This window comes from Comamonas badia DSM 17552 (assembly GCF_000484635.1).
Lineage (GTDB): Bacteria > Pseudomonadota > Gammaproteobacteria > Burkholderiales > Burkholderiaceae_C > Comamonas_C > Comamonas_C badia.
Genome location: NZ_AXVM01000005.1, coordinates 76,536 through 101,017, shown reverse-complemented (window position 1 = coordinate 101,017; position 24,482 = coordinate 76,536). Strand labels below are relative to the sequence as shown.

At 66.3% G+C, this 24,482-nt stretch carries 24 protein-coding genes and 1 other RNA gene; 13 read left to right on the top strand and 12 right to left on the bottom strand.

Annotated elements, in window-relative coordinates; all coding sequences use genetic code 11:
* Positions 1-7: 7 nt before the first annotated feature.
* The 7 genes from mraZ to K320_RS0111660 form a co-directional block, all read right to left on the bottom strand.
* Complete coding sequence (gene mraZ / locus K320_RS0111690; RefSeq protein WP_024539024.1) at positions 8-436, bottom strand: division/cell wall cluster transcriptional repressor MraZ; 429 nt, start codon at positions 434-436, stop codon at positions 8-10.
* A gap of 267 nt (positions 437-703) precedes the next feature.
* A complete protein-coding gene (gene hslU / locus K320_RS0111685) occupies positions 704-2,020 on the bottom strand; it encodes an ATP-dependent protease ATPase subunit HslU (protein WP_024539023.1) in 1,317 nt (438 codons plus the stop codon).
* 60 nt (positions 2,021-2,080) lie between these two features.
* Positions 2,081-2,629, bottom strand: coding sequence for an ATP-dependent protease subunit HslV (gene hslV / locus K320_RS0111680; protein WP_024539022.1), 549 nt, complete (start codon positions 2,627-2,629; stop codon positions 2,081-2,083).
* Positions 2,630-2,681: 52 nt separating this feature from the next.
* Complete coding sequence (locus K320_RS0111675; protein WP_024539021.1) at positions 2,682-4,382, bottom strand: STAS domain-containing protein; 1,701 nt, start codon at positions 4,380-4,382, stop codon at positions 2,682-2,684.
* A 37-nt stretch (positions 4,383-4,419) separates the two neighbouring features.
* Positions 4,420-5,034: an RNA polymerase-binding protein DksA gene (gene dksA, locus K320_RS0111670; RefSeq protein ID WP_407059762.1), complete on the bottom strand. Its 615-nt coding sequence runs from the start codon at positions 5,032-5,034 to the stop codon at positions 4,420-4,422.
* A 65-nt stretch (positions 5,035-5,099) separates the two neighbouring features.
* Positions 5,100-6,167 (bottom strand): CobW family GTP-binding protein, encoded by a 1,068-nt coding sequence (locus tag K320_RS0111665; RefSeq protein WP_024539019.1) that lies wholly within the window; start codon positions 6,165-6,167, stop codon positions 5,100-5,102.
* A gap of 56 nt (positions 6,168-6,223) precedes the next feature.
* Positions 6,224-8,209: a sigma-54-dependent Fis family transcriptional regulator gene (locus K320_RS0111660; RefSeq protein ID WP_024539018.1), complete on the bottom strand. Its 1,986-nt coding sequence runs from the start codon at positions 8,207-8,209 to the stop codon at positions 6,224-6,226.
* Between the two features lie 208 nt (positions 8,210-8,417).
* On the opposite strand from K320_RS0111660, the gene K320_RS0111655 reads away from it, so the two are divergent.
* From K320_RS0111655 to K320_RS0111640, 4 genes are all read left to right on the top strand, one after another.
* Positions 8,418-9,944, top strand: coding sequence for an aldehyde dehydrogenase family protein (locus K320_RS0111655; RefSeq protein WP_024539017.1), 1,527 nt, complete (start codon positions 8,418-8,420; stop codon positions 9,942-9,944).
* A 4-nt stretch (positions 9,945-9,948) separates the two neighbouring features.
* Positions 9,949-10,410 (top strand): pyridoxamine 5'-phosphate oxidase family protein, encoded by a 462-nt coding sequence (locus K320_RS0111650; protein ID WP_024539016.1) that lies wholly within the window; start codon positions 9,949-9,951, stop codon positions 10,408-10,410.
* On the top strand, positions 10,410-10,973 hold the full coding sequence (locus K320_RS0111645) for a hypothetical protein (protein ID WP_024539015.1): 564 nt from the start codon (positions 10,410-10,412) through the stop codon (positions 10,971-10,973). Before K320_RS0111650 ends, K320_RS0111645 begins: the two co-directional genes overlap by 1 nt.
* 178 nt (positions 10,974-11,151) lie before the next feature.
* Entirely contained in the window at positions 11,152-12,897 is a 1,746-nt protein-coding gene (locus K320_RS0111640) for a methyl-accepting chemotaxis protein (protein WP_024539014.1), read from the top strand.
* Between the two features lie 82 nt (positions 12,898-12,979).
* On the opposite strand, the gene K320_RS0111635 is transcribed toward K320_RS0111640, so the two are convergent.
* The 3 genes from K320_RS0111635 to K320_RS0111625 form a co-directional block, all read right to left on the bottom strand.
* A complete protein-coding gene (locus tag K320_RS0111635) occupies positions 12,980-13,210 on the bottom strand; it encodes a hexameric tyrosine-coordinated heme protein (protein ID WP_024539013.1) in 231 nt (76 codons plus the stop codon).
* A 94-nt stretch (positions 13,211-13,304) separates the two neighbouring features.
* Positions 13,305-14,243 (bottom strand): tyrosine recombinase XerC, encoded by a 939-nt coding sequence (locus K320_RS0111630; RefSeq protein ID WP_029696081.1) that lies wholly within the window; start codon positions 14,241-14,243, stop codon positions 13,305-13,307.
* Positions 14,244-14,254: 11 nt separating this feature from the next.
* Positions 14,255-14,944, bottom strand: coding sequence for a DUF484 family protein (locus tag K320_RS0111625; protein WP_024539011.1), 690 nt, complete (start codon positions 14,942-14,944; stop codon positions 14,255-14,257).
* A 202-nt stretch (positions 14,945-15,146) separates the two neighbouring features.
* On the opposite strand from K320_RS0111625, the gene K320_RS0111620 reads away from it, so the two are divergent.
* From K320_RS0111620 to K320_RS18150, 8 genes are all read left to right on the top strand, one after another.
* On the top strand, positions 15,147-15,527 hold the full coding sequence (locus K320_RS0111620; RefSeq protein WP_024539010.1) for a DoxX family protein: 381 nt from the start codon (positions 15,147-15,149) through the stop codon (positions 15,525-15,527).
* 36 nt (positions 15,528-15,563) lie between these two features.
* Positions 15,564-17,240 (top strand): MBL fold metallo-hydrolase, encoded by a 1,677-nt coding sequence (locus K320_RS0111615; protein ID WP_024539009.1) that lies wholly within the window; start codon positions 15,564-15,566, stop codon positions 17,238-17,240.
* Positions 17,233-17,946, top strand: a complete 714-nt coding sequence (locus tag K320_RS0111610) for an RNA pseudouridine synthase (RefSeq protein WP_024539008.1) — start codon at positions 17,233-17,235, stop codon at positions 17,944-17,946. The genes K320_RS0111615 and K320_RS0111610 overlap by 8 nt, the downstream gene beginning before the upstream one ends.
* A gap of 96 nt (positions 17,947-18,042) precedes the next feature.
* The gene (cysK, locus tag K320_RS0111605; RefSeq protein ID WP_024539007.1) at positions 18,043-18,963 is read left to right on the top strand and encodes a cysteine synthase A; all 921 of its coding nucleotides are present in this window, start codon (positions 18,043-18,045) and stop codon (positions 18,961-18,963) included.
* A 183-nt stretch (positions 18,964-19,146) separates the two neighbouring features.
* On the top strand, positions 19,147-19,527 hold the full coding sequence (locus tag K320_RS0111600) for a hypothetical protein (RefSeq protein ID WP_024539006.1): 381 nt from the start codon (positions 19,147-19,149) through the stop codon (positions 19,525-19,527).
* 99 nt (positions 19,528-19,626) lie between these two features.
* Positions 19,627-20,304 (top strand): hypothetical protein, encoded by a 678-nt coding sequence (locus K320_RS0111595; protein WP_024539005.1) that lies wholly within the window; start codon positions 19,627-19,629, stop codon positions 20,302-20,304.
* Positions 20,301-20,870: a GTP-binding protein gene (locus tag K320_RS0111590; RefSeq protein ID WP_024539004.1), complete on the top strand. Its 570-nt coding sequence runs from the start codon at positions 20,301-20,303 to the stop codon at positions 20,868-20,870. Before K320_RS0111595 ends, K320_RS0111590 begins: the two co-directional genes overlap by 4 nt.
* A gap of 143 nt (positions 20,871-21,013) precedes the next feature.
* Positions 21,014-21,415: a roadblock/LC7 domain-containing protein gene (locus tag K320_RS18150; RefSeq protein ID WP_034343378.1), complete on the top strand. Its 402-nt coding sequence runs from the start codon at positions 21,014-21,016 to the stop codon at positions 21,413-21,415.
* A 281-nt stretch (positions 21,416-21,696) separates the two neighbouring features.
* Here the strand turns inward: K320_RS18150 and rnpB are convergent.
* An RNA gene (rnpB, locus tag K320_RS18415) (RNase P RNA component class A) lies at positions 21,697-22,134 on the bottom strand.
* Between the two features lie 60 nt (positions 22,135-22,194).
* Between rnpB and K320_RS0111580 the strand changes: the two genes are divergently transcribed.
* Complete coding sequence (locus K320_RS0111580; RefSeq protein WP_024539002.1) at positions 22,195-23,565, top strand: amidase; 1,371 nt, start codon at positions 22,195-22,197, stop codon at positions 23,563-23,565.
* On the opposite strand, the gene htpX is transcribed toward K320_RS0111580, so the two are convergent.
* A complete protein-coding gene (gene htpX, locus K320_RS0111575; protein ID WP_024539001.1) occupies positions 23,546-24,421 on the bottom strand; it encodes a protease HtpX in 876 nt (291 codons plus the stop codon). The genes K320_RS0111580 and htpX overlap by 20 nt on opposite strands.
* Between the last annotated feature and the right edge of the window lie 61 nt (positions 24,422-24,482).

Here is a 24,482-nt window from a genome sequence, read left to right as displayed (position 1 = left end):
GCCACTCTCAGAAGGAGAAATCCTTGAGCACGTCGGGCATCGGCGCCTGCATGGCCGCGGTCTCCCTGGCCTCATAGGTTGCCTTGTCCCAGAGTTCGAGATGGGTGCCCATGCCCAGCAGCACCACATCCTTGACCAGGCCCGCGGCAGCCCGCAGTTCGGGCGAAACCAGCACCCGGCCCGTGCCATCCATATCCACATCCATCGCATTGCCCAGAAAAATCCGCTTCCACCACTGCGCCTGCATCGGCAGCTGGGCAATGCGGGCGCTGAAGTCCTCCCACGCCGGGCGCGGAAACACCATCAGGCAGCCATCGGGGTGCTTGGTGATCGTGAGCGGGCCCGCAGCGCCCGCCGCAAGTGCGTCGCGGTGCCTTGTCGGCACCGACAAACGCCCCTTGGCATCCAGACTCAGCGAAGACGCACCTTGGAACACGGACTTGGAACCCCTCGAACAACCCGCAGCCGCCACGACCCTCTTTTTCGGGTCACAACGGCACTTTTCACCACTTCATTGCACTTTTTTGCACTGTAGCAGGAAAGCAGGCGCACACAAGGGGGTTCACCCTGAGAATTTGTGAATGAAATCAAAGGTTTAGCGATTGAACTTCAAGGCAAGAAGAGAGAAAAACCTTGATAGTCAAGCACTTGGATCACATTGCGCATGTGATCCATGAAGGCAGTGCGGCTCGGGGCGAGCCGGTCACAGGATGTAGCGCGAGAGGTCTTCGTTGGTACTGAGCGACGCCAGGCGTGCGTTCACCATGGCCGCATCGACCACCACGCTCTGCCCCGCGCGGTTCACGGCGTCAAAGCTCACCTCGTCCAGCAGCCGCTCCATCACGGTGGCCAGGCGCCGCGCGCCGATGTTTTCGGTGCGCTCGTTCACGTCAAAGGCGATCTGCGCCAGGCGCGTGATGCCCTCGGGGGTGAATTCCAGCGTGACGCCCTCCGTCGCCAGCAGCGCCTGGTACTGCCTGACGAGGCTGGCGTGCGTCTGCGTGAGAATGGCCTCGAAATCCTGCACCGAGAGCGACCCCAGCTCGACACGGATCGGAAAGCGCCCCTGCAGTTCGGGAATCAGGTCGCTCGGCTTGGCCAGGTGAAACGCGCCCGAGGCGATGAACAGGATGTGGTCGGTCTTGACCATGCCGTATTTGGTGGAGACCGTCGTGCCCTCCACCAGCGGCAGCAGATCGCGCTGCACACCCTGGCGCGAGACGTCGGCGCCACTGGTTTCCTGGCGTGCCGCCACCTTGTCGATCTCGTCGATGAAAACGATGCCGTTCTGCTCCAGGTTGGCGATCGCGCGGCCCTTGACCTCATCTTCGTTCACCAGCCTGGCGGCCTCTTCGTCCGTCAGAATCTTGAGCGCCTCGGCAATCCTGAGCTTGCGCGTGCGGCGCTTTTCCTGCCCCATCTGCGAAAACAATCCGCGCAACTGCTCGGCCATTTCCTCCATGCCCTGGGGGCCCATGATCTCGACCTGCGGGCGCGCATCGGCCACTTCGATATCGATCTCCTTCTCGTCCAGCTGCCCTTCGCGCAGCTTCTTGCGGAACACCTGGCGCGCGGTGTTCTCCGAGGGCGGCTCATCGGTGCGGGCCTGGGGCACGAGCACATCCAGAATGCGGTCCTCGGCCGCATCCTCGGCGCGTGCGCGCAGTTTCTTCATGTCCGCCTCGCGCGTCTGCTTGACCGCCACTTCGGCCAGATCGCGGATGATGGCGTCCACGTCCTTGCCGACATAGCCGACTTCGGTGAACTTGGTCGCCTCCACCTTGATGAAGGGCGCGTCGGCCAGGCGCGCGAGGCGCCGCGCAATTTCGGTCTTGCCCACGCCGGTGGGGCCGATCATCAGGATGTTCTTGGGCGTGATCTCGCCGCGCAGTCCTGCATCCACCTGCTGGCGGCGCCAGCGGTTGCGCAGGGCGATGGCGACGGCGCGCTTGGCGTCTTTCTGGCCGACGATGTGGTGGTCGAGTTCGGAGACGATCTCCTGGGGAGTCATGGAAGACATCTGATTCAAATCCGGTGTTTACGCATATTCAGCATGCGCAAGCAGCTATCAAAAACGAGATCAAAGCGTCTCAATCGTATGGTGCATGTTGGTGTAGATGCACAGCTCGCCGGCGATTTCCAGCGACTTCTTGATGATCTCCACCGCCGACAAATCGGTATGGGCCAGCAGCGCCTTGGCAGCCGAATGCGCATAGGGGCCGCCCGAACCGATGGCGACGATGCCCTGCTCGGGCTCCAGCACGTCGCCGTTGCCGGTGATGATGAGCGAGGCGGTTTCATCAGCCACCGCGAGCATGGCTTCCAGGCGGCGCAGCACGCGGTCGGTGCGCCAGTCCTTGGTGAGTTCGATGGCGGCGCGCGTTAGCTGCCCCTGGTGCTTTTCGAGTTTGGCCTCGAAGCGCTCGAACAGCGTGAACGCATCGGCCGTGGCGCCGGCAAAACCCGCCAGCACCTTGTCGTGGTAGAGCTTGCGCACCTTGCGCGCCGAGCCCTTGATAACGATGTTGCCGAGCGTGACCTGGCCGTCGCCGCCGATGGCGACCTGCATGCGGCCGTCCGCAAGCTGGCGCCGCACGCTCAGGATGGTGGTGCCGTGAAATTGCTCCATAGCAGGCGAAAATGGGGGCGCCGCCCGCATTTGCAAGGCAGCGGCGATAGCATCAATCCTTGCGCGGCTCGACCCAGGCGTGGTCGTTGATGCCGATCACGTTGAAGAACACGGCGATCACGCGATGCAGGTTGTGGAAATGCAGCTCGCAGCCCTGCGCCTGCTGCGTTGCCGCCCAGTTGAGCACCGAGCCAACGGCGGCAAAATCAATGCGGATCAGCCGGTCGCAGGCGATCACCAGCGGCTGACCCGGCCGGGCCATGGCCTCCAGGTGTGCCAGCTGCGCCTGCGCATCGCCTTCGATATGACCGGTCAGCTCCGCCTGCGCGGCACCAGCGCCCGTTGCGGGTGCGTCGCTCTCCAGCGCCGCCTCCAGCGCCGCCGCGCCGTCCAGAAGACTGCATTTCGGATCGATCCATGAGGGCGGCGACACTTCATAAGTGACGCAGTAATCCAGCGCCACCATTTCGAAATCGTCAGGCAGGCGCAGCAGGCGCAGCAGCGCCATGCGCAGCAGCCACCACTGCGGATCCGCGCCGCGGTCTTCGGCCACCGTATGGGCCTGCACCACCTGCTGCAAGGCGGCGACCGCTTGGAAGTGCAATTCGACCGCCTCGCTGGCCCAGCGCCCGAACAGTTCAATCAGCGCGGGCAATGCCGCCGTTTCGATATCCGTCAGACGGCTCCAGTTGAGCGTCCACGGCGGGCTGGAGCGCGCCAGCGATGCCTGCAGCGCCGCCACGGATTGCAGCCCCAGCGTGGCCGGCGCATTCCAGGCCAGCTCCCGCTGGGGAGACGCCGGCTCCTCGGCCACCGGTTCGACACCAAGCTGCGCCGGCATGGAAAACCACAAGGGGGAAGAACGTCCGTACTGCGCTGCGTAGTCGATGGCCAGCGCATCGAACGGCTCCTGCTGCCCTGTCGCCCGGTACAGGTCAAACAGGGTCATCCAGATCTCGTGCTGTTGAAGCGGGTCATCCTGTGCATGCCGCACCAGCACGTCGGTCAGGCAGCGCGCCGCGCCAGTGTAGTCAGCGTTGGCAAACAGGATGGCGGCTTCTTCCAGGTCGGGTTCGTGCACGAATTTTTCCTCTCTTGGCGCACTGGTCGCGTCGCCAGGCTGCAGCTGTGCCAGCAAGACCGATGGATCCGGCGCATTGTCCTCTCGAAACAAGGCCCGCGACGGCGCCTCCTCACCCGAGCCCGACTGCAGCCTGGACGGCATCGTCGGTGCAAAGGCCTGCAGCGGATCGGTCCAGGCTCCCGCCTCCGAGCCTGAGTGGACTGGCGGCAGCGTGGTTTCACCCGCCACGGCGGCAGGCTCCAGTGGCGCGGGCGCGGGCATCGCCGCCGCCCCTGCCTGCAGCCCCCCTGGCGCGGTCGCTCCCGGCGCCTTCCACCACTGCTGCGACATCTGCTGCTCGATCGCATCGATCTTGCGCAAGGTCTGGGCGCGCGCCTCGCGCTCACCAACATCGGTATCGAGAAACGAGGTCTGCACCGGCGTGTCGTCCTGCATCAACCCGGGGCTGGCCTCTTTGCGGCGCAGCTTGCGCAACTGGTCGAATTCGCGCTTGCGCACGAAATCGTTGCGCCGCTTGCGCTCGATCATGTCCTTGAGCTTCTGGCGGCTGACCTGGGCCTCGCGGCTTTCGTCGATCGAATCGAGCTCGGACCAGTCCACCGTGGGATTGCGCACAAAACGCACCACCTTGGACAACAAGCCGCCAGGCGCCGTTTCTTCCTTGGTCATGCGCTCTCAGCCTGTTGCCGGCCCGGCATCGGGTCTGTCAATCCCCGAACATCTTCTGCTTGAGCTCGCGCCGCTGCTGCGCTTCCAGCGACAGCGTGGCCGTGGGGCGCGCGATGAGGCGCCCCACGCCGATGGGTTCGCCCGTCTCGTCGCAATAGCCGTAGTCGCCGGCGTCGATGCGGGCGATCGACTGCTCGATCTTCTTCAGCAGCTTGCGTTCGCGGTCGCGCGTGCGCAGCTCCAGCGCGTGCTCTTCCTCGATCGTCGCGCGGTCGGCCGGGTCGGGCACCACCACAGTGTCCTCGCGCAGGTTCTCCGTCGTCGCGCCGGCGTTGTCGTGGATGTCGTTCTTGAGCCGCACCAGCTTGAGGCGGAAGAACGCCAGCTGCTTCTCGCTCATGTACTCGCTCTCGGGCATGGAGAGCACATCCTCATCCGTGAGCTCCTCGATCGATTTGGCCTTCCAGTTGCCGGCCAGCTTGGGAGTTTTCTTGGCGGCCGCCACAGATTTTTGCAGGGTCGTGTTCATGGTGCAGTACGCTGGCGAAAAAGGGAATGGATACGGGAGGTATCGGCGGATGGTAACTCCAGTTGGCGGTGAACGAAAGCCGGTCTCCCTCGAACGGGCGGCGATTGTATAGACGCCCCGCACGGATGCGCGTTTACCCGCGCCCCGCGGTGCGGCACTCGCCGCCCGGCCGGCGCATCAAGGAGGCATCAGGCGGGCACCAGGCATTGTTCCAGCCCCTGGAAAAAAATGTCCCTGGGCAGATCGATGCCGATGAACACCATGCGGCTCTGGCGCAACTCCCCCTTGCCCCATTCGGGCCCGAGGTCGCTGCCCATGAGCTGGTGCACGCCTTGAAAAATCACCTTGCGCTCCGTGCCCTTCATCGCCAGCACACCCTTGTAGCGCAGCATGCGCGGACCGTAGATGTTGACGATGGCGCCGATGAAATCCTCCAGTTTGGCTGGATCGAACAGGCGGTCGGTACGGAAGACGAAGCTCTTGACGTCGTCGTCATAGTGGTGATGGTGCAGATGGGCGCAATGCTCGCCATGCTCATGGCCATGTTCGTGGTGCTCATGGTCATGGTCATGGTCATGGTCATGGTGCCCATGCTCATCTTCCTTGAGCAGTTCGGGATCCACTTCAAGCTTGTCGTTGAGGTTGAAGCCGCGCAGATCAAGCACCTCCTTGAGCGGCACCTCGCCGAAATGCACCGCGCGGATCGGTGCGCGCGGGTTCATGTGCCTGAGGCGGTGGATCAGCGCGTCCTTGTCCTGCTCGCTCACCAGGTCTGTCTTGGAGAGGAAGATCTGGTCGGCAAAGCCCACCTGGCGGCGCGCCTCCTGGCGCGTGTCCAGCTGCCCATTGGCGTGCTTGGCGTCGACCAGCGTGATGACGGAGTCCACCATGTAGGATTCGGCGATTTCGTCGTCCATGAAGAAGGTCTGCACCACCGGCCCTGGGTCGGCCAGGCCCGTGGTCTCGATCACCACGCGCTCGAAATCCAGCAAGCCCTTGCGCTTCTTGGCCGCCAGCAGGCGCAGCGTGTCGCGCAGGTCCTCGCGGATGGTGCAGCAGACGCAGCCGTTGCTCATCTGCAGGATCTGTTCCTTGGATTCGGTGACGAGCAGATCGCTGTCGATGTTTTCCTCGCCGAATTCGTTCTCGATCACGGCGATTTTTTTGCCATGGGATTCATGCAGAACCCGTTTGAGCAGTGTGGTTTTGCCAGAACCGAGGAAACCAGTGAGGATGGTGGCGGGAATCAGGGACATGGCGCACCTTGCAAAAAGACATGGCAGCCCGGAGGCTGCCTGCGGGAATTCTATAGCTACAAGGAATCCCGCACCGCTCCCGCAAGTTCAGCCGCTTGCGGCGACAGCGCAGCCATGCCTTCGTCGTGCAGGCGCCGATAGATCGTCTGGCGGCTGATGCCCAGGCGCCGCGCGGCCGCGCTGACGTTGCCGCGGCATTCCTTCAGCGCCGCGTGCAGCGCCTGATGCGCCAGTGTCTTGAGGCTGTTGTCTCCCGCCGCAGCGGTCACGGGCCCCGATGCACTCGGGGCGGCAGCCACGCCTGCGCCCGCGCGCAGCAGGGTACGCCGCAAATCGTCCGGCAAATGCTGAAAGCCGATGCCGGGCTCATCGGGTTCGCGCAGCGCGCAGGCGGTTTGCAGCACGTTGGCCAGCTGGCGCAGATTGCCCGGCCAGTCATGGCGCAGAAAGGCCTGGCGCAATTCGGGCGCGAGCGTGCAGTCAGCCTCGCCCAGCTCCGCCAGGATGGACGCGACGAGCGCATCGAAATCCGTGCGCTCACGCAGGGGCGGCAAGCGCAGGCCAAAGCCGTTGATGCGGTAGTACAAATCTTCCCGGAACTCCCCCGAGGCGACCGCTTCGTCCAGCGAGCGATGGGTGGCGCTCATGAGCGCGAAGTCGACCGCCACCTCGGCACCCCCCAGAGGCGTCACCTTGCGATCCTGCAGCACGCGCAACAGGCGCGTTTGCAGCACCAGCGGCATATGGCCAATCTCATCAAGAAACAGCGTGCCGCCGTCTGCCTCGCGGATGCGGCCCAGGCTGCCGCCACGCTGCGCCCCGGTGTAGGCGCCGGGCGCATAGCCAAACAGCTCGGCTTCTATCAGCGACTCAGGGATGGCCGCGCAGTTGATGGCCACGAAAGGCTTGCCGCGCCGTGGACCGCTGTCGTGGCAGGCGCGCGCGAAGACCTCCTTGCCTACGCCGGACTCGCCCTGAATCAACAAGGCAATGGATTTGCCCAGAATGCGGCGCGCCCTTTGGGTGGCCGCGCGCCATTGGGCGTCACCCGTGTCATGCCGCGCCAGGGCGTCCTCGGGCCCCTGCTCCATCGGCACTGCGGCAGCTACGCGAGAACCGGGCACCAAGACGGCGGCCGGTGGCAGGTGAACCTGCATGTACAGGCCGCGCCCGTCCGGCAAGGACAGGCGAACCGGCGCCCGCCCGGCGCGTGCCAGCAAGCCCCCCGGGCTCAGGTACAGGCGGTCGGCGATCGGCAGCCAATCAAAATCGCCGCCTTTCAGCCCCAGCAGCCGCATCGCCCGCGGATTGGCGCCCAGCACGATGCCTTCGTGGCTGATGGCCAGCAGCCCGGCGGCCGGCGTATCCAGCCCTTCCATCTCCGCATGCAGATGAAGGATGGGATGCTGCCGAAACTGCGTCTTCAGACCACTGTTTTCCATCAGGCGCGCCGCGTTGCACGCCAGGCCCAGCGCGTGCGGCTGCGATGCGCATTCATCGCCCGAAATGTCGATGACGCCGGCCACGCGACCATGCACATCGAACACGGGCGCCGCGGAACAATGCAGAAAGCCGTTTTGCAGCAAATAGTGTTCTTCGCCACGCACCTGCACCGCGCTGCTCTCGGCAATCGCCGTGCCGACGGCGTTGGTGCCACGCCGGCTTTCGTGCCATGAGATGCCTCGGCGCAGGGCCACGCGCTGCGCCTTTTCCAGGAAGGCATCGTCGCCCATCGTGTGCATCAAGACGCCCTGCGCGTCGGCCAGCACCAGAATGCAGCGGCTGCCGCGGATGGGCGCATGGAAAAAATCCATCACCGGCCGGGCGGTGGCCAGCAGCGAACGATTGCGATCCATCAGATCCGCAAGCGACAGGGCGTCAAGCTCCAGGCCAGGCTCCGCGCCGCCACCGTGCGGCAGCAGGCCAGCCTCCAGACTGCGCCGCCACGAGCGCGCCAGAGGCTCGCTCATCACACCCGGGGCCAGGCTGCCGCATTCCAGCAGCTGTCGCCGCATCTGGGTCAAATCGGGCTGGGAACGCATGCACTTCTCCAAGGACCAGTCACACTGTCAAGACATGGAATTTCGTTGTTCCAAAATGGAATAGCGATTATGCCTTTGGTTCAACTTCGGCGCAAAACCGAGGGAGGCGGTACCCGCACGCCAACCTGGCCCGAAACATGCTTGGTGATGGTTGGGTGGCCGCACGGGGCGGCTTGCTTTTCACCCGAATTCACACAGGAGATTCGTCATGGACATGTTTGAACTGAAGAAATTCAACATCAACGCCAACTACCCCTACAAGGAAAAATACGACAACTTCATCGGCGGCAAGTGGGTCGCCCCGGTGGAAGGCCGCTACTTCGACAACGTGACGCCCATCACCGGCAAGCCGTTCTGCAAGGTCGCCCGCTCCAGCGCCGCCGATGTCGAGCGCGCATTGGATGCAGCCCACGCAGCGCAGGACAAATGGGCCGCCACATCACCGGCCGAACGCGCCGGCATCATGCTGAAGATCGCCGATCGCATGGAGCAGAACCTGGACGTGCTGGCGCTGGCCGAGACCATCGACAACGGCAAGCCGCTGCGCGAGACCATGGCGGCCGACCTGCCTCTGGCCGTCGATCACTGGCGCTACTTCGCCGGCGCCATCCGCACGCAGGAGGGCGGCATCTCCGAGATCGACGCCACGACCGTGGCCTACCACTTTCACGAACCCATCGGCGTGGTCGGCCAGGTCATCCCATGGAACTTTCCGCTGCTGATGGCCTGCTGGAAGCTGCCGCCGGCGCTGGCTGCCGGCTGCTGCGTGGTGATGAAACCCGCCGAGCAAACGCCCGCATCCATCATGGTGCTCATGGAACTGATAGCCGATTTGCTGCCCCCGGGCGTCATCAACATCGTCAATGGCTACGGCAAGGAGGCGGGTGAGGCCCTGATCACCAGCAAGCGCATCGCCAAGGTGGCCTTCACCGGCTCCACGGCCGTCGGCCAGCGCATCCTGCACGCCGCCGCCGACAGCATGATCCCCTCCACGGTGGAACTCGGCGGCAAGAGCCCCAACATCTTCTTTGCCGACGTGATGGATGCCGATGACGAGTTCCTCGACAAGGCGCTGGAAGGCTTCTCCATGTTCGCGCTGAACCAGGGCGAGGTCTGCACCTGCCCATCGCGTATCCTGGTGCAGGAATCGATCTACGAAAAATTCGTCGAGCGCGGCACCAAGCGCGTGCAGGCCATGAAGCAAGGCCACCCGCTGGACATGAGCACCATGGTGGGCGCGCAGGTGTCGCAGGTGCAGATGGACAAGATCCTGGGGTATATCGACATTGGCCGCGGCGAAGGCGCCAAATGCCTGACCGGCGGTGAACGCCTGCGCGCCGGCGACGAAACCAACGACGGCTTTTTCGTCAAGCCCACGCTGCTGTTCGGGCAGAACAACATGCGCGTGTTCCAGGAGGAAATCTTCGGCCCCGTCGCATCGGTCACCACCTTCAAGACGGCCGAAGAAGCCATCAAGATCGCCAATGACACCGAATACGGCCTGGGCGCCGGCGTCTGGAGCCGCAACGGCAACACCGCCTACCAGATGGGCCGCGCCATCAAGGCGGGCCGTGTGTGGACCAACTGCTATCACCTGTACCCGGCACACGCGGCCTTCGGCGGCTACAAGAAGTCGGGCATCGGGCGCGAGAACCACAAGATGGCGCTGGGCAACTACCAGCTGACCAAGAACCTGATGGTCAGCTACAGCACCAAGGCCCTGGGCTTCTTCTGACGCCTTGTCATCCGTTGACGCCCCGGTCGCTGGCACCGCCAGCGACCTGCTGCTCCTCCGCCCCTGGCTGGAGGAGCAGCCCTTTTTCCTGCTGAGTTCGGCCAGCGCGGCAGGCGCCTGCGATTGCTCCTATCGCGGACGGGAGATGCACGGCGTCCCCGAACCGCTGCTGCACGTGATGGACGCGGGCTCCCTGGTCATCCCCGACTACCGCGGCAACAACCTGTTCAACTCCATAGGCAACCTGCTTGAGCACGACCGGATCGCCCTGCTGTTCGTTGATTTCGCCCAACAATGCACCGTGATGATCCAGGGCCGGGCCGAAGTCGCCGTGCGGCAGGCGGACCGCGGCCCCGCATGGCAAACCATTTTCCCCACCGCGCCGCGCGCCATCTTCATCCAGGTGAGCCGCGTGCAGACGGCGCCGGTGGCCGACTTGCCGCATCTGGAATGGGTGGCTGACTGATGATCCGGATCATCCTGGAGGGCTCCGAGCCAGCCGAAATTTTTCATGCCGGCGAACGCGAAGCGCACCGACGATTTGACGTCGTGGGGGAAGCGCGCGAATTGAGTGGCACCATTCAGCCGGGCCTCAGCAGTGGCCAGGCGCGGCTGATGGCGGGCCAGCCATTTTTCTTCCTGAGCGTGCGCGAGCCCAGCGGCGAAATCCACAGCCAGATGGTGACTTGCGTGCAAACCGGGCAAGGGGTCTATCCGCTGGTGGCTTTTCGTGACGCGCAACATTTCTGCTTTCTCCTGCGACACAGCGAAGGCAGCCGGCTCTGGGAGCTGGCCCGGCAATCGGGCTGCCAGGCCGGGGCGATCTTTGTTGACTTCGCGCGCCGTCTGCGCCTGCGCGTCAACGGTCTGCTGCACATGGCCGGCGAAGCCGATCTGCCCGGTTTCCAATGCCCGGCGCAACACCATCTGATGGCAATGGCCGTACAGCAGGCCTATTCGAATTGCAGCACCCGCATCATCAGGATGCAGTCCGTGCCGGACCGCGAACCATCGGCCGGTTCGCGGTGATCCGGAAAGGCCCGCAGATCCGGCGCCAGCCATGCTGAAAAATACGGGGCAATGAACCCGCTCACGGCGGCTTGTGCCGGCGCCATGGGGCGTATAACAGCAAGCCATGCCATGCCTCCGGGAAACCTTCGGATACATCGCGTACCCGCGGACACCGCTGCCCTTTGAAAGGTCTTCCATGTCAGCCAACCACCTCAAGATCAGCACCCGGCTCACCCTGGCGTTTGCCTTCATGGGCCTGATGATCGTCATCATCGGCGCCACGGCGTTGATCAAGACCAACACCTTGCACGACGAATTCCAGTACGTCGTGAAGGACCAATACCCCAAGATCACCGAAGTGCACCGGATCAAGGCGGCGGTCGCGTCCAACGAGCTTGCGATCTCCAACATGCTGGCGTTTCGCAACCAGGACAGCGTCCAGGGGCAGATCACGGCAATGGGGGACACGCGCAAGCAGATTGGCGCGCTGTTCAAGAAGCTGGATGAAACCATTGTTTCCAGCGCCGGCAAGGCGGCGCTGGAGCGCACCCGGGCCCCGCGGACGCAATACCTGGCGCTGCAGGACAAATTCGTCGGCCTCATCCAGCAGGGGCTGACGGGCGACGCCGCCGCCGTGCTGGAGAAAGAAATGCCTGCCGCGCTCGGGCCCTACAAGGAGGCGGTGGACGGCCTGCTCACTTTCCAGGGTGAATTGATGGACAAATCCATAGGCATCGCCACCAGCACCGTCACGGGCATGGAATGGACCATCAGCATCGTGGCGGTGATTGCCCTGGCGCTGGCGGTGATCCTGGCGCTGTGGATCATCCGCTCCATCACCGCACCCATCCGCCAGGCGGTGGGCGTGGCCAACGCGGTGGCGGGCGGCGATCTGACGCAGAGCATCGATGCCAGCGGCCAGAGCGAAACCGCGCTGCTGCTGCAGGCGCTCAAGCGCATGCAGGACGGGCTGGTGCAGGTGGTGTCGCGCGTGCGCGAGAACTCCGAAGGCGTGGCCACGGCCAGCCAGCAGATCGCGCAGGGCAACCAGGATTTGTCCTCGCGCACCGAGAGCCAGGCCAGCGCGCTGCAAGAAACCGCCGCCTCGATGGAAGAGCTCAACTCCACCGTGCGCCAGAACGCCGACAACGCCAGCCAGGCCAACCAGCTCGCGCAGAGCGCCTCCACCGTGGCCGTCAGGGGCGGCGAAGTGGTGGCGGACGTGGTGCGCACCATGAAGGACATCAACGACAGCTCCAGCAAGATCGCCGACATCATCGGCGTGATCGATTCCATCGCCTTCCAGACCAACATCCTGGCACTCAACGCCGCCGTCGAAGCCGCGCGCGCCGGCGAGCAGGGGCGCGGCTTTGCCGTGGTGGCCAGCGAGGTGCGCAGCCTGGCCGGCCGCAGCGCCGAGGCGGCGCGCGAGATCAAGCAGCTCATCGGCACCAGCGTCGAGCGCGTGGGAACCGGCACGGCGCTGGTGGACAAGGCGGGGCAGACCATGACCGAAGTGGTGCAATCCATCCAGCGCGTGACGGACATCATGGGCGAGATCAGCTCGGCCAGCAACGAACAGAGCCAGGGCGTGTCGCAGGTGGGCGAGGCAGTCACGCAAATGGACCAGGTCACGCAGCAGAACGCCGCGCTGGTCGAGGAAATGGCGGCGGCCGCCTCCAGCCTGAGCACCCAGGCGCAGGACCTGGTGAGCGCGGTATCCGTGTTCCGTCTGAGCGGCCACCAGAGCAGCGCGCGCGCCGCGGCGGCCGCAGTCCCCGGCAGACCGGCGCCCGCCAAGGCCGTACCGGCACCTGCGCGGGCCCGGGCCAGCATCGGCCAGGCCCAACCCAGACCGGCCGCGCCCAAGGCCCTGCCGGCGCGCGCCGCCCCGGTGGCCGCTGCACCGGCAGGCAAGGACGACGACTGGGAAAGCTTCTGAAGCGCCGCTCCGCCGCCAATGGAAAACCCTGGCTGACGACGCTGCCGTCAGCCAGGGTTTTTCACTTCCTTGCGCCGTCTGGCTACTTGCGCCAGTAGTTGTTGGCGGCAGCCACGGTCTGGAAGTTGGTCGCGATGACCTGGGACGCGGCCGTCAGACCGGCCGCGTCGTTGGCGTATTCGGGGCGCAGCTTCTTGAGCGTATCCACATCGGGCTGGGTGTACTTGACGCCGCGGCGGCTGAGCGTGATGGCCAGCTCGAAGCCCTGCTGGGGCGTGTCGGTGATGAGCGAGGGCAGCCAGGTATCGGCCATGGGTTTCTCCTTCAAGGGGTGGTGACAGGGCATTGTGCGGGTTTTGCCATTGCCGCAGTCACCGCAGGGAAAAGCCGGGGCGCGGCCCCTGAGGCTATGGCTTCTTGTGCGCGCGCGGGTGCGCCTGGTCGTAGACCTTCGCCAGGTGCTGGAAATCCAGGCGCGTGTAGACCTGCGTGGTGCCGATGTTGGCGTGGCCCAGCAGTTCCTGCACCGCGCGCAGGTCGCCGCTCGATTGCAGCAGGTGGCTGGCAAAGGAATGGCGCAGCATGTGCGGGTGCACCGGCGCGCCCAGGCCCGCCTGCTGGCTGCGCTGGCGCAGCCGCTGCCAGATCGACTGGGCGCTCAGGCGCTGGCCGCGTTGGCCTATGAACAAGGCGGGCTGCGCCAGAACGGCAAAGGGCTGCGTGCGCACGCCCAGCCAGCGCTCCAGCGCCTGCTGCGCGGCCTGTCCGACCGGCACGCTGCGGCGCTTGGAGCCCTTGCCCAGCACATGCGCCTCGCCCGCCTGCAGGTCCAGCCAGCCATGCCCCTGCTGCTGGCTTGTGCCCGTGGGCGCCACGTCCAGCCCCGCCAGCTCGCCCACCCGCAGGCCGCAGCCGTAGAGCAGCTCGACGATGGCCGCATCGCGCGCCTCCAGCCAGGGATCGGCTTGCGGCCGCGCAAAATCCGCCAGCCGCACGGCTTCATCCACCGGCAAGGCCTTGGGCAGCAGCCGGGGCGACTTCGGCGCGCGCAGATCCTGCACCGGGTTGGATGCCACCAGGCCCTGGCGCCCCGCCCAGGTGAAAAAACCGCGCCAGGCCGACAGCGCCAGCGCCAGGCTGCGTCCGCCGTGGCCGCTGCCGTGCAGCCGCGCGACAAAGCGCCGCAGCTCGCTGGCGTCCAGCGCCAGCAGCGGCCGGCCCTCGGCCAGCGCCACCAGCCGCTGCAATTCGAACTGGTACAGAGACAAGGTCCGCGCCGCCAGGCGCTTCTGCACCCTGGCGTATTCGAGGTACTGCCGCACCTCGGGTGGCATGGCGGCAGGCATGGCCCGTGCGATCAACGCAGGCGGGCGAGCGCCGCGCTCGCCAGCTCTGCCATGCGGGTAAGGAAGTCCGTGCCCATGGTGCTGTCAAAGCGCGCCGCATCGTCGGAGGCCAGTACCAGCAGGCCAAAGGCTGGCGCATCCATATCGTCCATCGCGCCTGGGCGCATAGGCAGCAGCGCCACCGAGCGCACCTGGGCCGACTGCGGCAGCCAGCCTATGGCTTCGAAACCCAGGTTGGGGCCGCAAAACGGCATGGTCAGCGAAGTGGCGAACGAGCGCACGTCCTCGCTCACGCCCTGCGTCCACGGCGCCTGCTCCCAGCCGGGCGCCACATCCCACAGCCGCAGCGCCACCTTGGGCACGTCAAACAAGGTTTGCAGGCCTTCCTCCACCTCCTGCACCAGGACGGCGGCATCGCGCACCGCGAGCATGCGGCGCGCCCACTGCTGCACCTTGTCGGCGATGGCGGCGTTTTCGCTGCCGTTGCGCACGATTTCCATGATGTGCTGCTCCAGCCCCTTGATTTTTTCACGCAGCATTTCCGCCTGCCGCTCCTGCAGGCTGACGGCGCGCTGGCCGTGCTGGCTGGTGAGCACCACGCTGGTGAGCAGCTCCGCGTGGCGCTCGAAAAATTCCGGCGTATTGGCAAGGTACTGAGCGATATCGTCTTCGGTGATCGGCGGAATGGCGGAGGAGTTCATGGCGCGGCGGTTGCAAACAAAATGGTCAGGCCGGCATCTTAGAGCCTGGTCATGATCTTTTCATGGCGCCCGTGGCTACCAACCCAAACAACTGCAAGCCCAGACGCTGCGCCCTGACCCATGTGATAATTGATAGCGTACGTGCCCTCGGTTCGTCACCCGTCATTGAGTTTCAGCCCCTTCACGCACCCAAGGTCCCCCCATGAACGTCTTCTACCACCCTCGTGCCGGTGCCATCATCCTGCGCACCGTGCTTGCCCTGCTGCTGCTGTTTCATGGCGTCAGCAAAGTGATGGGCGGGGTGGGATGGCTCGTGGGCGTGCTCGAAAAAATGGGCCTCCCGGGCTTCGTCGCCTATGGCGTCTACATCGGCGAAGTGCTGGCGCCGCTGCTGCTGCTGGCCGGGATCTTCGTCGTACCCGCGGCGCTGATCGTGATGATCAACATGGTCGTCGCCATCGTGCTGATGCACATGCCGCACTTCATGACGCTCAACTCCTCGGGCGGTTGGGCGCTGGAGCTGCAGGCCTTCTTTTTCTTCTCGGCCCTCGTCGTGATGCTGACGGCCAAGCCCAGGAGCTGACGCGCGCGGCGCGCGCGGCGTGGCCATAATCGCGCCATGCCTCGTTCCAGCCAACTCCTCTACCCCCACCGCGAACCCCCGACACCGCTGCCCGCAGCCACCGTGCTGCTGCTGCGCGACGACCCTGCCCACGGCCTGCAGGTGTTGATGACGCGGCGCTCTGCCAAGGCGAGCTTCGCGCCCGGCGCCTACGTCTTCCCCGGTGGCGGCATCGAGGCCGCCGACGAGGCCGCGCACCCGCTGGCCGACCACCGCCCCGGGCAGACGGGCACCGCCCTCACGCAGGCCATCGCCGCCATCCGCGAAAGCTTTGAAGAGCTGGGCTTGGTGCTGGCGCGCCACGCCGACGGCCGCTGGGCCGACGCGGACGACATCGCCGCGCTGGAGCGCCAGGCGCCGTTTGCCGAACAATGCGCCGCGCGCGGCCTGCGCCTGGCAGCCGACGGCATGTTCCTGCTGGCGCACTGGATCACCGACCGCGACCTGCCCAAGCGCTTTGACGTGCCCTTCCTCGTCGCGCGCATGCCGCCGGGCCAGAGCCCGGTGCCCGACAACGCCGAGCAGTTCGCGCCCGAATGGATCAGCCCCGCGGACGCACTCGCACGCCATGCAGCCGGCAGCTTCTTCATGATCTTCCCGACCATCCGCACGCTGGAGCGCCTGACGCGCTTTGCCAATGCCGATGCACTGCTGGCTGCCTTGCACGACGAAAAGCCGCTGTGGGTGAGCTGCCCGCGCGCGGGCCTCAAAAGCGGCAAGGACTCGCGCCACATGGAGCACGAGATGGAGTTCGGCGAGCTGGCGCTGGTCTGCCCCGACGGGCAGATCAAACATGCGCTGGACTGGCAGAGCGACCGTGCCGTGCCGCTGCTGAAAAACGTGCAGCGCCTCACGGCCCCCAACCCCGGCGCGATGACCGGCCCCGGCACCAACAGCTACCTGGTGGGCGACCCGGCCACCGGCTACATCGCGATCGACCCCGGCCCGGTGGACCCCGGCCACCAGGAGTGCCTGTGGCACGCGGCGGGCGGCGATATCCGCATGATCGTCTGCACCCATTCGCACCCCGACCATTCGCCCGGCGCGCGCCCGCTGCAGCAACTGTGCGAGCAATCGGGCAAGCCCCGCCCACCCATCCTGGGAATGCAATCGCTGCCCACGGCGCGCCCGCACAGCGAGTTCACACCCGACCTGGAACTATCAAATGGGGAGCTGCTTGCGCTGACTGGCAAAGCGCCAGAAGGCGAAATCACCCACACTCTGGAAGTGATTCACACCCCCGGCCACGCCGCCAACCATGTGTGCCTGCTGCTGCGCGAAGATGGCCTGCTGTTCTCGGGTGACCACATCCTGAACGGCAGCACCACGGTGATCGACCCGCCCGACGGCAACATGGCCGATTACATGGATGCGCTCGATCGGCTGGACGCGCTGTGCCAGCAGTGGAAGGTGCAATTCATCCTGCCCGCGCACGGCTACGTGCTGGGCGGTCCGCCCAACGGAGCGCGTGATGCCATCGCGCACCTCAAGCGGCATCGCCTGGCGCGCGAGGCCAAGGTGCTGGCCGCGATGCAGAAGCTCCCCGACGGCACGCCCGAGCAGTGGGTGGAACTGGCCTACGACGATGTGCCGCCGCGCATGTGGCCGCTGGCGCAGCGCTCGCTGCTGGCGCATGTGGAGCGCATCCGGTCGCTCAAGCCCGGCAATGACTGAAAGCGAAGCCGGCGAGCGTCTGGCCAAGCGGCTGGCGCACGCATTGCCCTGCTCGCGCAGCGAGGCCGAGCGCTACATCGAAGGCGGCTGGGTGCAGGTCGATGGACAGACGGTGGAGACCCCGGGCGCGCATGTCGGCGCCGCGCAAGCGGTGCGCCTGCTGCCCGGCGCCCGCGCGATCGACATCCCGCCCGCCACGCTGCTGCTGCACCAGGGCGCGGGCTGCACGGATGCCGCCGCGCTGCTGCTGCCCGGCCACTTCGCCGCCGAAGTCGGCGGGCCGCCGCAGCGTGTGCTGCACAAGCACTTTCGCCACCAGCAATGCGTCGCGTCGCTGCCCGCGGGCGCCAGCGGACTCGTCGTCTTCACGCAGGAGGCACGCATCACCCGGCGATTGCACGAGGACCTGCTGGAGCACGAATGCATCGCCCATGTCGAGGGCCAGGTGACCGATGCCGCCGTGCAACGGCTGTGCCACGGCCTGGCCCTTGATGGCCGTCTGCTGCCCGCCATCAAGGTCAGCCGCCAGAGCGAGCAGCACCTGCGCTTTGCGCTCAAGGGCATCGCGCCGCAGCAGGTGGGCGCGATGTGCGCCGCCGTCGGCCTGCGGCTCGTGGGCCTCAAACGCCTGCGCATAGGCCGCATCGCGCTGGCCGGCCTGCTCGAGGGGCAATGGCGCTTTCTGCAGGGCTGGGAGCGGTTCTGATCCGCTGCGGTCAGGCATATCGATATAGCCCATCCGTCTGACACTTCTGCAAGAATTTCCGGTCCAACCCCCTCGTCCTGAACCCCGGAGCCTTTGATGAAAGCCGACACCATCCTGCAGACCATAGGCAACACGCCGCATGTGCGCATCCAGCGCCTGTTTGGCGCCGCCGCCAACGCCTGGCTCAAGTGCGAACGCGCCAACCCCGGCGGCTCGCTCAAGGACCGCATCGCGCTGGGCATGGTCGAAGCGGCCGAGCGCGAGGGGCGCCTCACGCCCGGCGGCACCATCATCGAACCCACCAGCGGCAATACCGGCGTGGGCCTGGCCATGGTGGCGGCCGTCAAGGGCTACCGCCTCATCGTCGTGATGCCCGAAAGCATGAGCGTGGAGCGCCGCCGCCTGATCAAGGCCTATGGCGCGGAACTGGTGCTCACGCCCAAGGAAAAAGGCACGAGCGGCGCCGTCGCCCGCGCGCAGGAGCTGACCGAGGCCACGCCCGGCGCGGTGATGCTCAACCAGTTCGACAACCCGGCCAACATCGACGCCCACGCGCGCACCACCGCGCAGGAGGTGCTGGCCGACTTCCCCGAGGGGCTGGACGCCATCATCACCGGCGTGGGCACGGGCGGGCACATCACGGCGCTGGCGCGCGTGCTCAAACCCAAGTGGCCGCAGCTCAAGGTGTATGCGGTGGAGCCCGCGCAATCGCCCGTCATCAGCGGCGGCGCCCCCGGCCCGCACGGCATCCAGGGCCTGGGCGCGGGCTTCGTCCCGAAGAACCTCGATACCAGCGTGATCGACGGCACCCTCACCATCGCCGACGAGGACGCGCGCGAATGGGCGCGGCGCTGCGCGCGCGAGGAAGGCATCCTGGTCGGCATCTCCACCGGCGCGGCGCTCGCCGCCATCGCCCACAAGCTGCCCGACCTGCCCCAGGGTGCGCGCGTGCTGGGCGTGAACTACGACACCGGCGAGCGCTACCTTTCGGTCGATGGCTTTCTGCCTGCCGCCTGAAGCATTGCGCCTTGCACAGCGGCCGCCTTGAGCGGTCGTTTTCATGCGTTTCCATGCCACTGGCGAAATATCTTTGCGTGTAACATCCCACAGTCAATCAGGTTTCGATGCCGCCTACAAAAGGCCTGAACGACAGGATGAAATTTCTCCTGCCTTGTTACTTACTATGACTATGGGGACGCCATGCTGCAAGTCGACATCAACAAACTGGAACAACTGATCGAGGATCTGCGCTCGCTGCTCAAGGACGGCCTCGCCGCCACCGATATCTGGGACCGCTCAACCGGGCTGTCGCTGGCTGGATACAACGCCCAGCCGGCAGCCGTTGCCCTGTTCAACCAGCTCACCGGCGACCTTGTGGACACCTTGAGCGGAGCCGGCTTTCCAAAGCTGAACCGCTACTACCTGCTTGACCTGGACGCGGACAACGCGGTGGTCATCATGCGGCACGGCGACGACCTGCTGCAAGGTGCGCTGCTCAACTCCAAGAAGGTCAACATGGGGATCCTGTTCAGCATCGCGATACCCAAGGCGATTGACGCGGTCGCCAAGGCGCGCACCTGAAGCCGGACGCCCAGGTGCATGCCGTCGTCGGCAGCCTGGCTGCCGGCGGTCGATAGCTCGTACGCCGCTCCCGCCCGCCCGTTTTCCGCGCACAGACCCATGAATGACAGCCTCTGGACGCCCACGCGCGACAGTGCGGCCGCACGCGCCTTCATGGCAACCCTGCGGCTGCACTCGGCGAGCTGGGAGTGGGCGGAACAAGCCGAGCAGGCCCGCTGGTGGGTCCTCGACGCCAGAGCCATCGCTGACCTGCCGGCCCTGCTGGAGTGCTACGGCCGCATGCCCGTCAAGCCCCGGGTGGCCTTTCTGGCGGCCCAGTTGAGCGCGCTGCCGTGCCCGGCCTGGACGTTCTTCAAGCCCCCGGTGCAAAGCGGCCTGATCTTCAACTGGATACGGCCCCACATCGCCAGCGCTGCCGTCCCACCCGACGCCGCGCCGGACCACGCCCACCCCCCGTGGCGCCACGGCCTGATGCGTCTGCGCAGATGGCCCAACGTGAGCCGCTACGGAAATGCGCTCGAACTCACCGTGGCCTGCTCGCGCCTGTTGACGGCCCCGGCAAGCTACGAGCAGGTGTTGCAGTGGAACGTCCCGGCACCACTGCTCGACCAGTTGCTCGCCGACACCCATCGGCAAGGCTTGCTGCTGCTGGAGCAAGGAACCGCACCGGCACCTGTCAGCCTGGACGCACCGGACGCACCGGCCGTCCAGGCTTCGGGAGAGCGCTCGCGCTGGGATCTCATCAAACGCCTGCTCGGAAAATTCGCGCGCACATGAAAGTCGTTCTCGGACACCAAACGCGGCACCAGGTGGTGTTCGTCGGCCCGTTCGGCGTGGGCAAGACCACCGCCCTGCGCGCCGTCTCTGACATCCCGGTGGTCAACACCGAAGCCTCCAGCGGCGAAGCGACGACCCTGGCCGACAGTGGCAAAACCACCACCACGGTCGGTTTCGACTACGGCGAATGGACTTTCCCGGACGGCGCACGCGTGGCACTGATCGGGGTGCCTGGGCAGGAGCGCTTCAACGCCATGTGGGACGCACTGCTGCCGCAAAGCTCGGCCGTAGTGCTCTGGCTCTATGGGAATCGCGCAAACGCGCTGGCCGAGTGCCGTTTCTGGCTGGAGGCGCTGGCCGTACGCAAGGCGGTTGCACGCCTGGCGCTGGCGCTCACCCGGTTGCCCGGCGACACACCCGACCACACGCTCGAACCGTTTCGCCAACTGACCGGCAATTACCACCCGCTGGCCCCCGTGCTCACCGCCGACCCGCGCGAGCCCGCCCAGGTGATGCAGGCGATCATGGTGGCGCTCAGCACCCCCTACTCGCCGCTGCAGGCCTGAGTGCCGGCGCTCGCTCACCCATGGGTGCCCCAATCGCTCCGGTTACCACGCAGGCCCCATCGCCGCGCCACGCACGAGTGCAAACCATGCGCGCGGCACCTTCCACACCACCGACCACCACCGAAAACTCAAGGAGATGGGTCATGGACTCAGAGGCTCTGGGCCGCTACGTACTGCCGGCCATGGAACAACTACCCAGGCACATCCCGAAGCTGAATGCGGCGGTCCTGTGCACTCCCGACGGTTTCAACATCTGTGCGCTGGGCGTGGACGATAGGCAAGTGGGCAAGCTGGCCGCGCTGTCGGGCTCGCTGCTGTCGGTAGGCAACGCCACCATGACCGAACTGCGTCCCGAACTGGGAGCGCAGTCGATGGACCTGCTCACCCTGCAGGCCGGCACCTTCCAGGTGCTGGGCATCAAGGTGAGCAAGCCCGATGGGCACCTGATCCTCATGGCTGCGGCGCAGGACACGACACTGGGCGTCATGATCATGGGCATGCGGGTTGTGGCGCGCGCCGTCGAGCAGCTATTCAATCCAGCCTGAGTGCCTGTGGGCGCGTCAAGGGGCGGACAACAAGATGCCGGGGGTGCCACCGTTCCCGTGGAACGGGCAACACAGCTGGCGGGAATCGGGGTCGCACCGCTGCAGGAAGGCGGACACGGCCGCGCGCGAGGCGCAGCATTGGCCCGCGGCAAGGTATTGTTTCTCGCGCCCAACGGTGATCGCCTGCGCTGGGTCAATGAAGATGGCAGCTTGGGTGGCACGGGAAGCTGCCCGGCATGCAGGAGCGCGAGCGGCTGAGACCGCCCCAGCCGCATGAAAAAGTGTGAAGCCCGCCGATAAGCCGGATTCTGTGCATGCGGTTGCCCGCATGTGACCGCCATTAATCTGGGCCGAGGGTCGCCCCGCCGGCTCGATGCCACCTACCCGCACACTCCGGGGGCCCCGTCAACGTGTGCCTACTTGGTGTTGCTGCGCGCAGAGATTGCCCGTTTCACCCGAAGCGGGCGCCGCCCGCTTCGGGTGACTATGGTCTTTGCGGCTTTCGCCGCAAACCGTCTGGCTTGCGCCAGCCTGGCCCGCTTGCGCGGGCGACCGATAGAACACCGTCGGTGGCTTGCTGCCTGATTCGACTCGTCTCTGTTGCTCTGATCCTCACCTCACGGTGGACAGCCGTTGGCTGCTGCGCTGCCCTGTGCAGTCCGGACGTTCCTCCAGTGCCTGGTTTCCCAGATTGCACCAGCGGCGGTCTGGCGTGCTTCACGGGCGTGATTATCGGCGACCGGGCTACGATGCGCACATCCATTTCGCACCGTACTGCCATGCACGCCTTTGCACCTCTCACAACGCTCGACCATGCCGCCGCGCAGCTCGCACGCGGCGCCACCAGTGCCGCGCAGCTGGCGGAGACCGCGCTGGCGCGCGCCTGCGAAGGCGAAGGGCCCAAAACCTATACCCGCGTGCTGCCGGGCAGCGCCCGCGCCGAGGCGCGCGCCAGCGACACGCTGCGTGCGGCGGGCCTGGCGCGCTCGGCCATCGAGGGCCTGCCGATTTCGGTCAAGGATCTGTTCGACATTGCGGGCTACCCCACGCGCGCCGGTTCGCGCCTGCTGCAAGGCGAACCTCCCGCCACGCGCAACGCGCGCATCGTCGATCGCCTGCGCGCGGCCGGTGCGGTGATCGTCGGCGCGACCAACATGACCGAGTTCGCGTTCTCGGGCATAGGCATCAACCCGCACTACGGCACGCCGCGCAACCCCTGGGGGCGGAGCGATGGCGGCGGGCGCATTCCGGGCGGTTCATCGTCGGGCGCGGCGATCAGCGTGACGGACGGCATGGCGCTGGCCGCCATAGGCACGGATACCGGCGGCTCGGTGCGCATTCCCTCGGCCTTGTGCGGCCTCACCGGTTTCAAGCCGACGGCGCGGCGCGTGCCCAGCGCGGGCGCCATCCCGCTCTCGACCACGCTCGATTCGATCGGGCCGCTCGCGCCCTCGGTGCGCTGCTGCGCGCTGCTGGACAGCATCCTCGCGGGCGAGCCGTTTGCCGAGCCCATGCCTGCGGCGATTGCACAGATGCAGCTGCTGGCGCCGGCGAATTACGTGCTGGACGGCATGGACGGCCCGGTGGCCGCCGCCTGGGAGCGCGCGCTGTCGCGCCTGTCGCAGGCGGGGGCGCGCATCACGCACGCACCGCTGGCGCCGCTGGATGAACTGGCCGCCATTCATGCAAAGGGCGCGTTTTCCAACGCCGAGGCCTGGGCCTGGCACCGCCGCTACCTGCCCGCGCGCCAGGGCGAATACGACCCGCGCGTGGCCGCGCGCATCCTGGTGGGCAGCCGCATGAACGCGGCCGATTACGTTGATCTGCTGATTGCGCGCCAGCGCTGGATTGCCGCCATGCAGGCGGCGCTGGCGGACCATGACGCGTTGCTGATGCCGACGGTGCCCATCGTGGCGCCCGAGATGGCGCCGCTGGTGGCGAGCGACGAGGCGTTTTCCGCCGCCAATGCGCTGATCCTGCGCAACACCACCCTGGTGAATTTTCTCGATGGCTGCGCGGTATCGCTGCCCATGCACCAGAGCGGCGAAGCGCCCTGCGGCCTGAGCCTGGCCGCGCCGGGCGGGCACGATGCGCGCCTGCTGGCGCTGGCGCTGGCCGTGGAAGCCGTGCTTACCCGCGCAGCGCCTTGAGCGCTTCCACCCGCTGCTCGATCGGCGGGTGCGAGGAGAACAGCTTGCCTATGCCGCCCGCGATGCCCATGGCCTGCAGGCTCTTGGGCATTTCACCGGGCGTCATGCCGCCCAGGCGATAGAGCGCATTGATCATCGGCTGCGTCTGGCCCAGCAGCTGGGCGGAACCGGCATCGGCGCGGAATTCGCGCTGGCGCGAGAACCAGGCGACGATGATCGCGGCAACGAAGCCGAAGACGATGTCGAGCACCAGCGTGGTGACCATGTAGCCTACGCCCGGGCCGCTGTTGCGGTCGTCGCCGCGGCGCAGGAAACTGTCCACCAGGTAGCCGATGGCGCGCGAGGCAAACACCACGAAGGTGTTCATCACGCCCTGGATCAGCGTCATCGTCACCATGTCGCCGTTGGCGACGTGCGCGATCTCGTGGCCCAGGACCGCGCGCACCTCGTCGCGCGTCATGCCGGCAAGCAGGCCGGTGGAAACCGCCACCAGCGCCGAATTCTTGAACGCGCCCGTGGCAAAGGCATTGGGCGCGCCCTCGTAGATGCCGACCTCGGGCATCTGTATGCCGGCCTTGCCGGCCAGCTCGCGCACGGTCTCGACGATCCAGGCCTCATCGGCGTTGCGCGGCGCGCCAATGATCTGCACGCTCATGCTCATCTTGGCGATCATCTTGCTCATGAGCAGGGAAATGATGGAGCCGCCAAAACCCATGATGAGCGCGAAGCCGAGCAGGTTGGTCAGGTCCAGGCCGTTGGCCGTGAGATAGCGGTTGACGCCCAGCAGGCTGGCGACAACGCCGAGCACCGCCACGACGGCGATGTTGGTGAGCAGGAACAGCACGATGCGTTTCATGGGTCGGGGCTCCAGTGGGAGTCGTGGGAAGACGGGATGAAGATGGGCGCCGCCGTGCGCG

Excerpts from the sequence above, each read along its gene's own strand:
- K320_RS0111630 (WP_029696081.1), bottom strand. The coding sequence starts at position 14,243 with ATGCCTGCCGCCATGCCACCCGAGGTGCGGCAGTACCTCGAATACGCC.
- cysK (WP_024539007.1), top strand. The coding sequence starts at position 18,043 with ATGAAAGCCGACACCATCCTGCAGACCATAGGCAACACGCCGCATGTG.
- K320_RS18150 (WP_034343378.1), top strand. The coding sequence starts at position 21,014 with ATGGACTCAGAGGCTCTGGGCCGCTACGTACTGCCGGCCATGGAACAA.
- K320_RS0111660 (WP_024539018.1), bottom strand. The coding sequence starts at position 8,209 with ATGCGTTCCCAGCCCGATTTGACCCAGATGCGGCGACAGCTGCTGGAA.
- K320_RS0111620 (WP_024539010.1), top strand. The coding sequence starts at position 15,147 with ATGAACGTCTTCTACCACCCTCGTGCCGGTGCCATCATCCTGCGCACC.
- K320_RS0111675 (WP_024539021.1), bottom strand. The coding sequence starts at position 4,382 with ATGACCAAGGAAGAAACGGCGCCTGGCGGCTTGTTGTCCAAGGTGGTG.
- K320_RS0111590 (WP_024539004.1), top strand. The coding sequence starts at position 20,301 with ATGAAAGTCGTTCTCGGACACCAAACGCGGCACCAGGTGGTGTTCGTC.
- K320_RS0111615 (WP_024539009.1), top strand. The coding sequence starts at position 15,564 with ATGCCTCGTTCCAGCCAACTCCTCTACCCCCACCGCGAACCCCCGACA.
- K320_RS0111655 (WP_024539017.1), top strand. The coding sequence starts at position 8,418 with ATGGACATGTTTGAACTGAAGAAATTCAACATCAACGCCAACTACCCC.
- K320_RS0111610 (WP_024539008.1), top strand. The coding sequence starts at position 17,233 with ATGACTGAAAGCGAAGCCGGCGAGCGTCTGGCCAAGCGGCTGGCGCAC.
- K320_RS0111645 (WP_024539015.1), top strand. The coding sequence starts at position 10,410 with ATGATCCGGATCATCCTGGAGGGCTCCGAGCCAGCCGAAATTTTTCAT.
- K320_RS0111635 (WP_024539013.1), bottom strand. The coding sequence starts at position 13,210 with ATGGCCGATACCTGGCTGCCCTCGCTCATCACCGACACGCCCCAGCAG.
- htpX (WP_024539001.1), bottom strand. The coding sequence starts at position 24,421 with ATGAAACGCATCGTGCTGTTCCTGCTCACCAACATCGCCGTCGTGGCG.
- K320_RS0111600 (WP_024539006.1), top strand. The coding sequence starts at position 19,147 with ATGCTGCAAGTCGACATCAACAAACTGGAACAACTGATCGAGGATCTG.
- K320_RS0111625 (WP_024539011.1), bottom strand. The coding sequence starts at position 14,944 with ATGAACTCCTCCGCCATTCCGCCGATCACCGAAGACGATATCGCTCAG.
- K320_RS0111665 (WP_024539019.1), bottom strand. The coding sequence starts at position 6,167 with ATGTCCCTGATTCCCGCCACCATCCTCACTGGTTTCCTCGGTTCTGGC.
- hslV (WP_024539022.1), bottom strand. The coding sequence starts at position 2,629 with ATGGAGCAATTTCACGGCACCACCATCCTGAGCGTGCGGCGCCAGCTT.
- K320_RS0111580 (WP_024539002.1), top strand. The coding sequence starts at position 22,195 with ATGCACGCCTTTGCACCTCTCACAACGCTCGACCATGCCGCCGCGCAG.
- K320_RS0111595 (WP_024539005.1), top strand. The coding sequence starts at position 19,627 with ATGAATGACAGCCTCTGGACGCCCACGCGCGACAGTGCGGCCGCACGC.
- hslU (WP_024539023.1), bottom strand. The coding sequence starts at position 2,020 with ATGTCTTCCATGACTCCCCAGGAGATCGTCTCCGAACTCGACCACCAC.
- K320_RS0111640 (WP_024539014.1), top strand. The coding sequence starts at position 11,152 with ATGTCAGCCAACCACCTCAAGATCAGCACCCGGCTCACCCTGGCGTTT.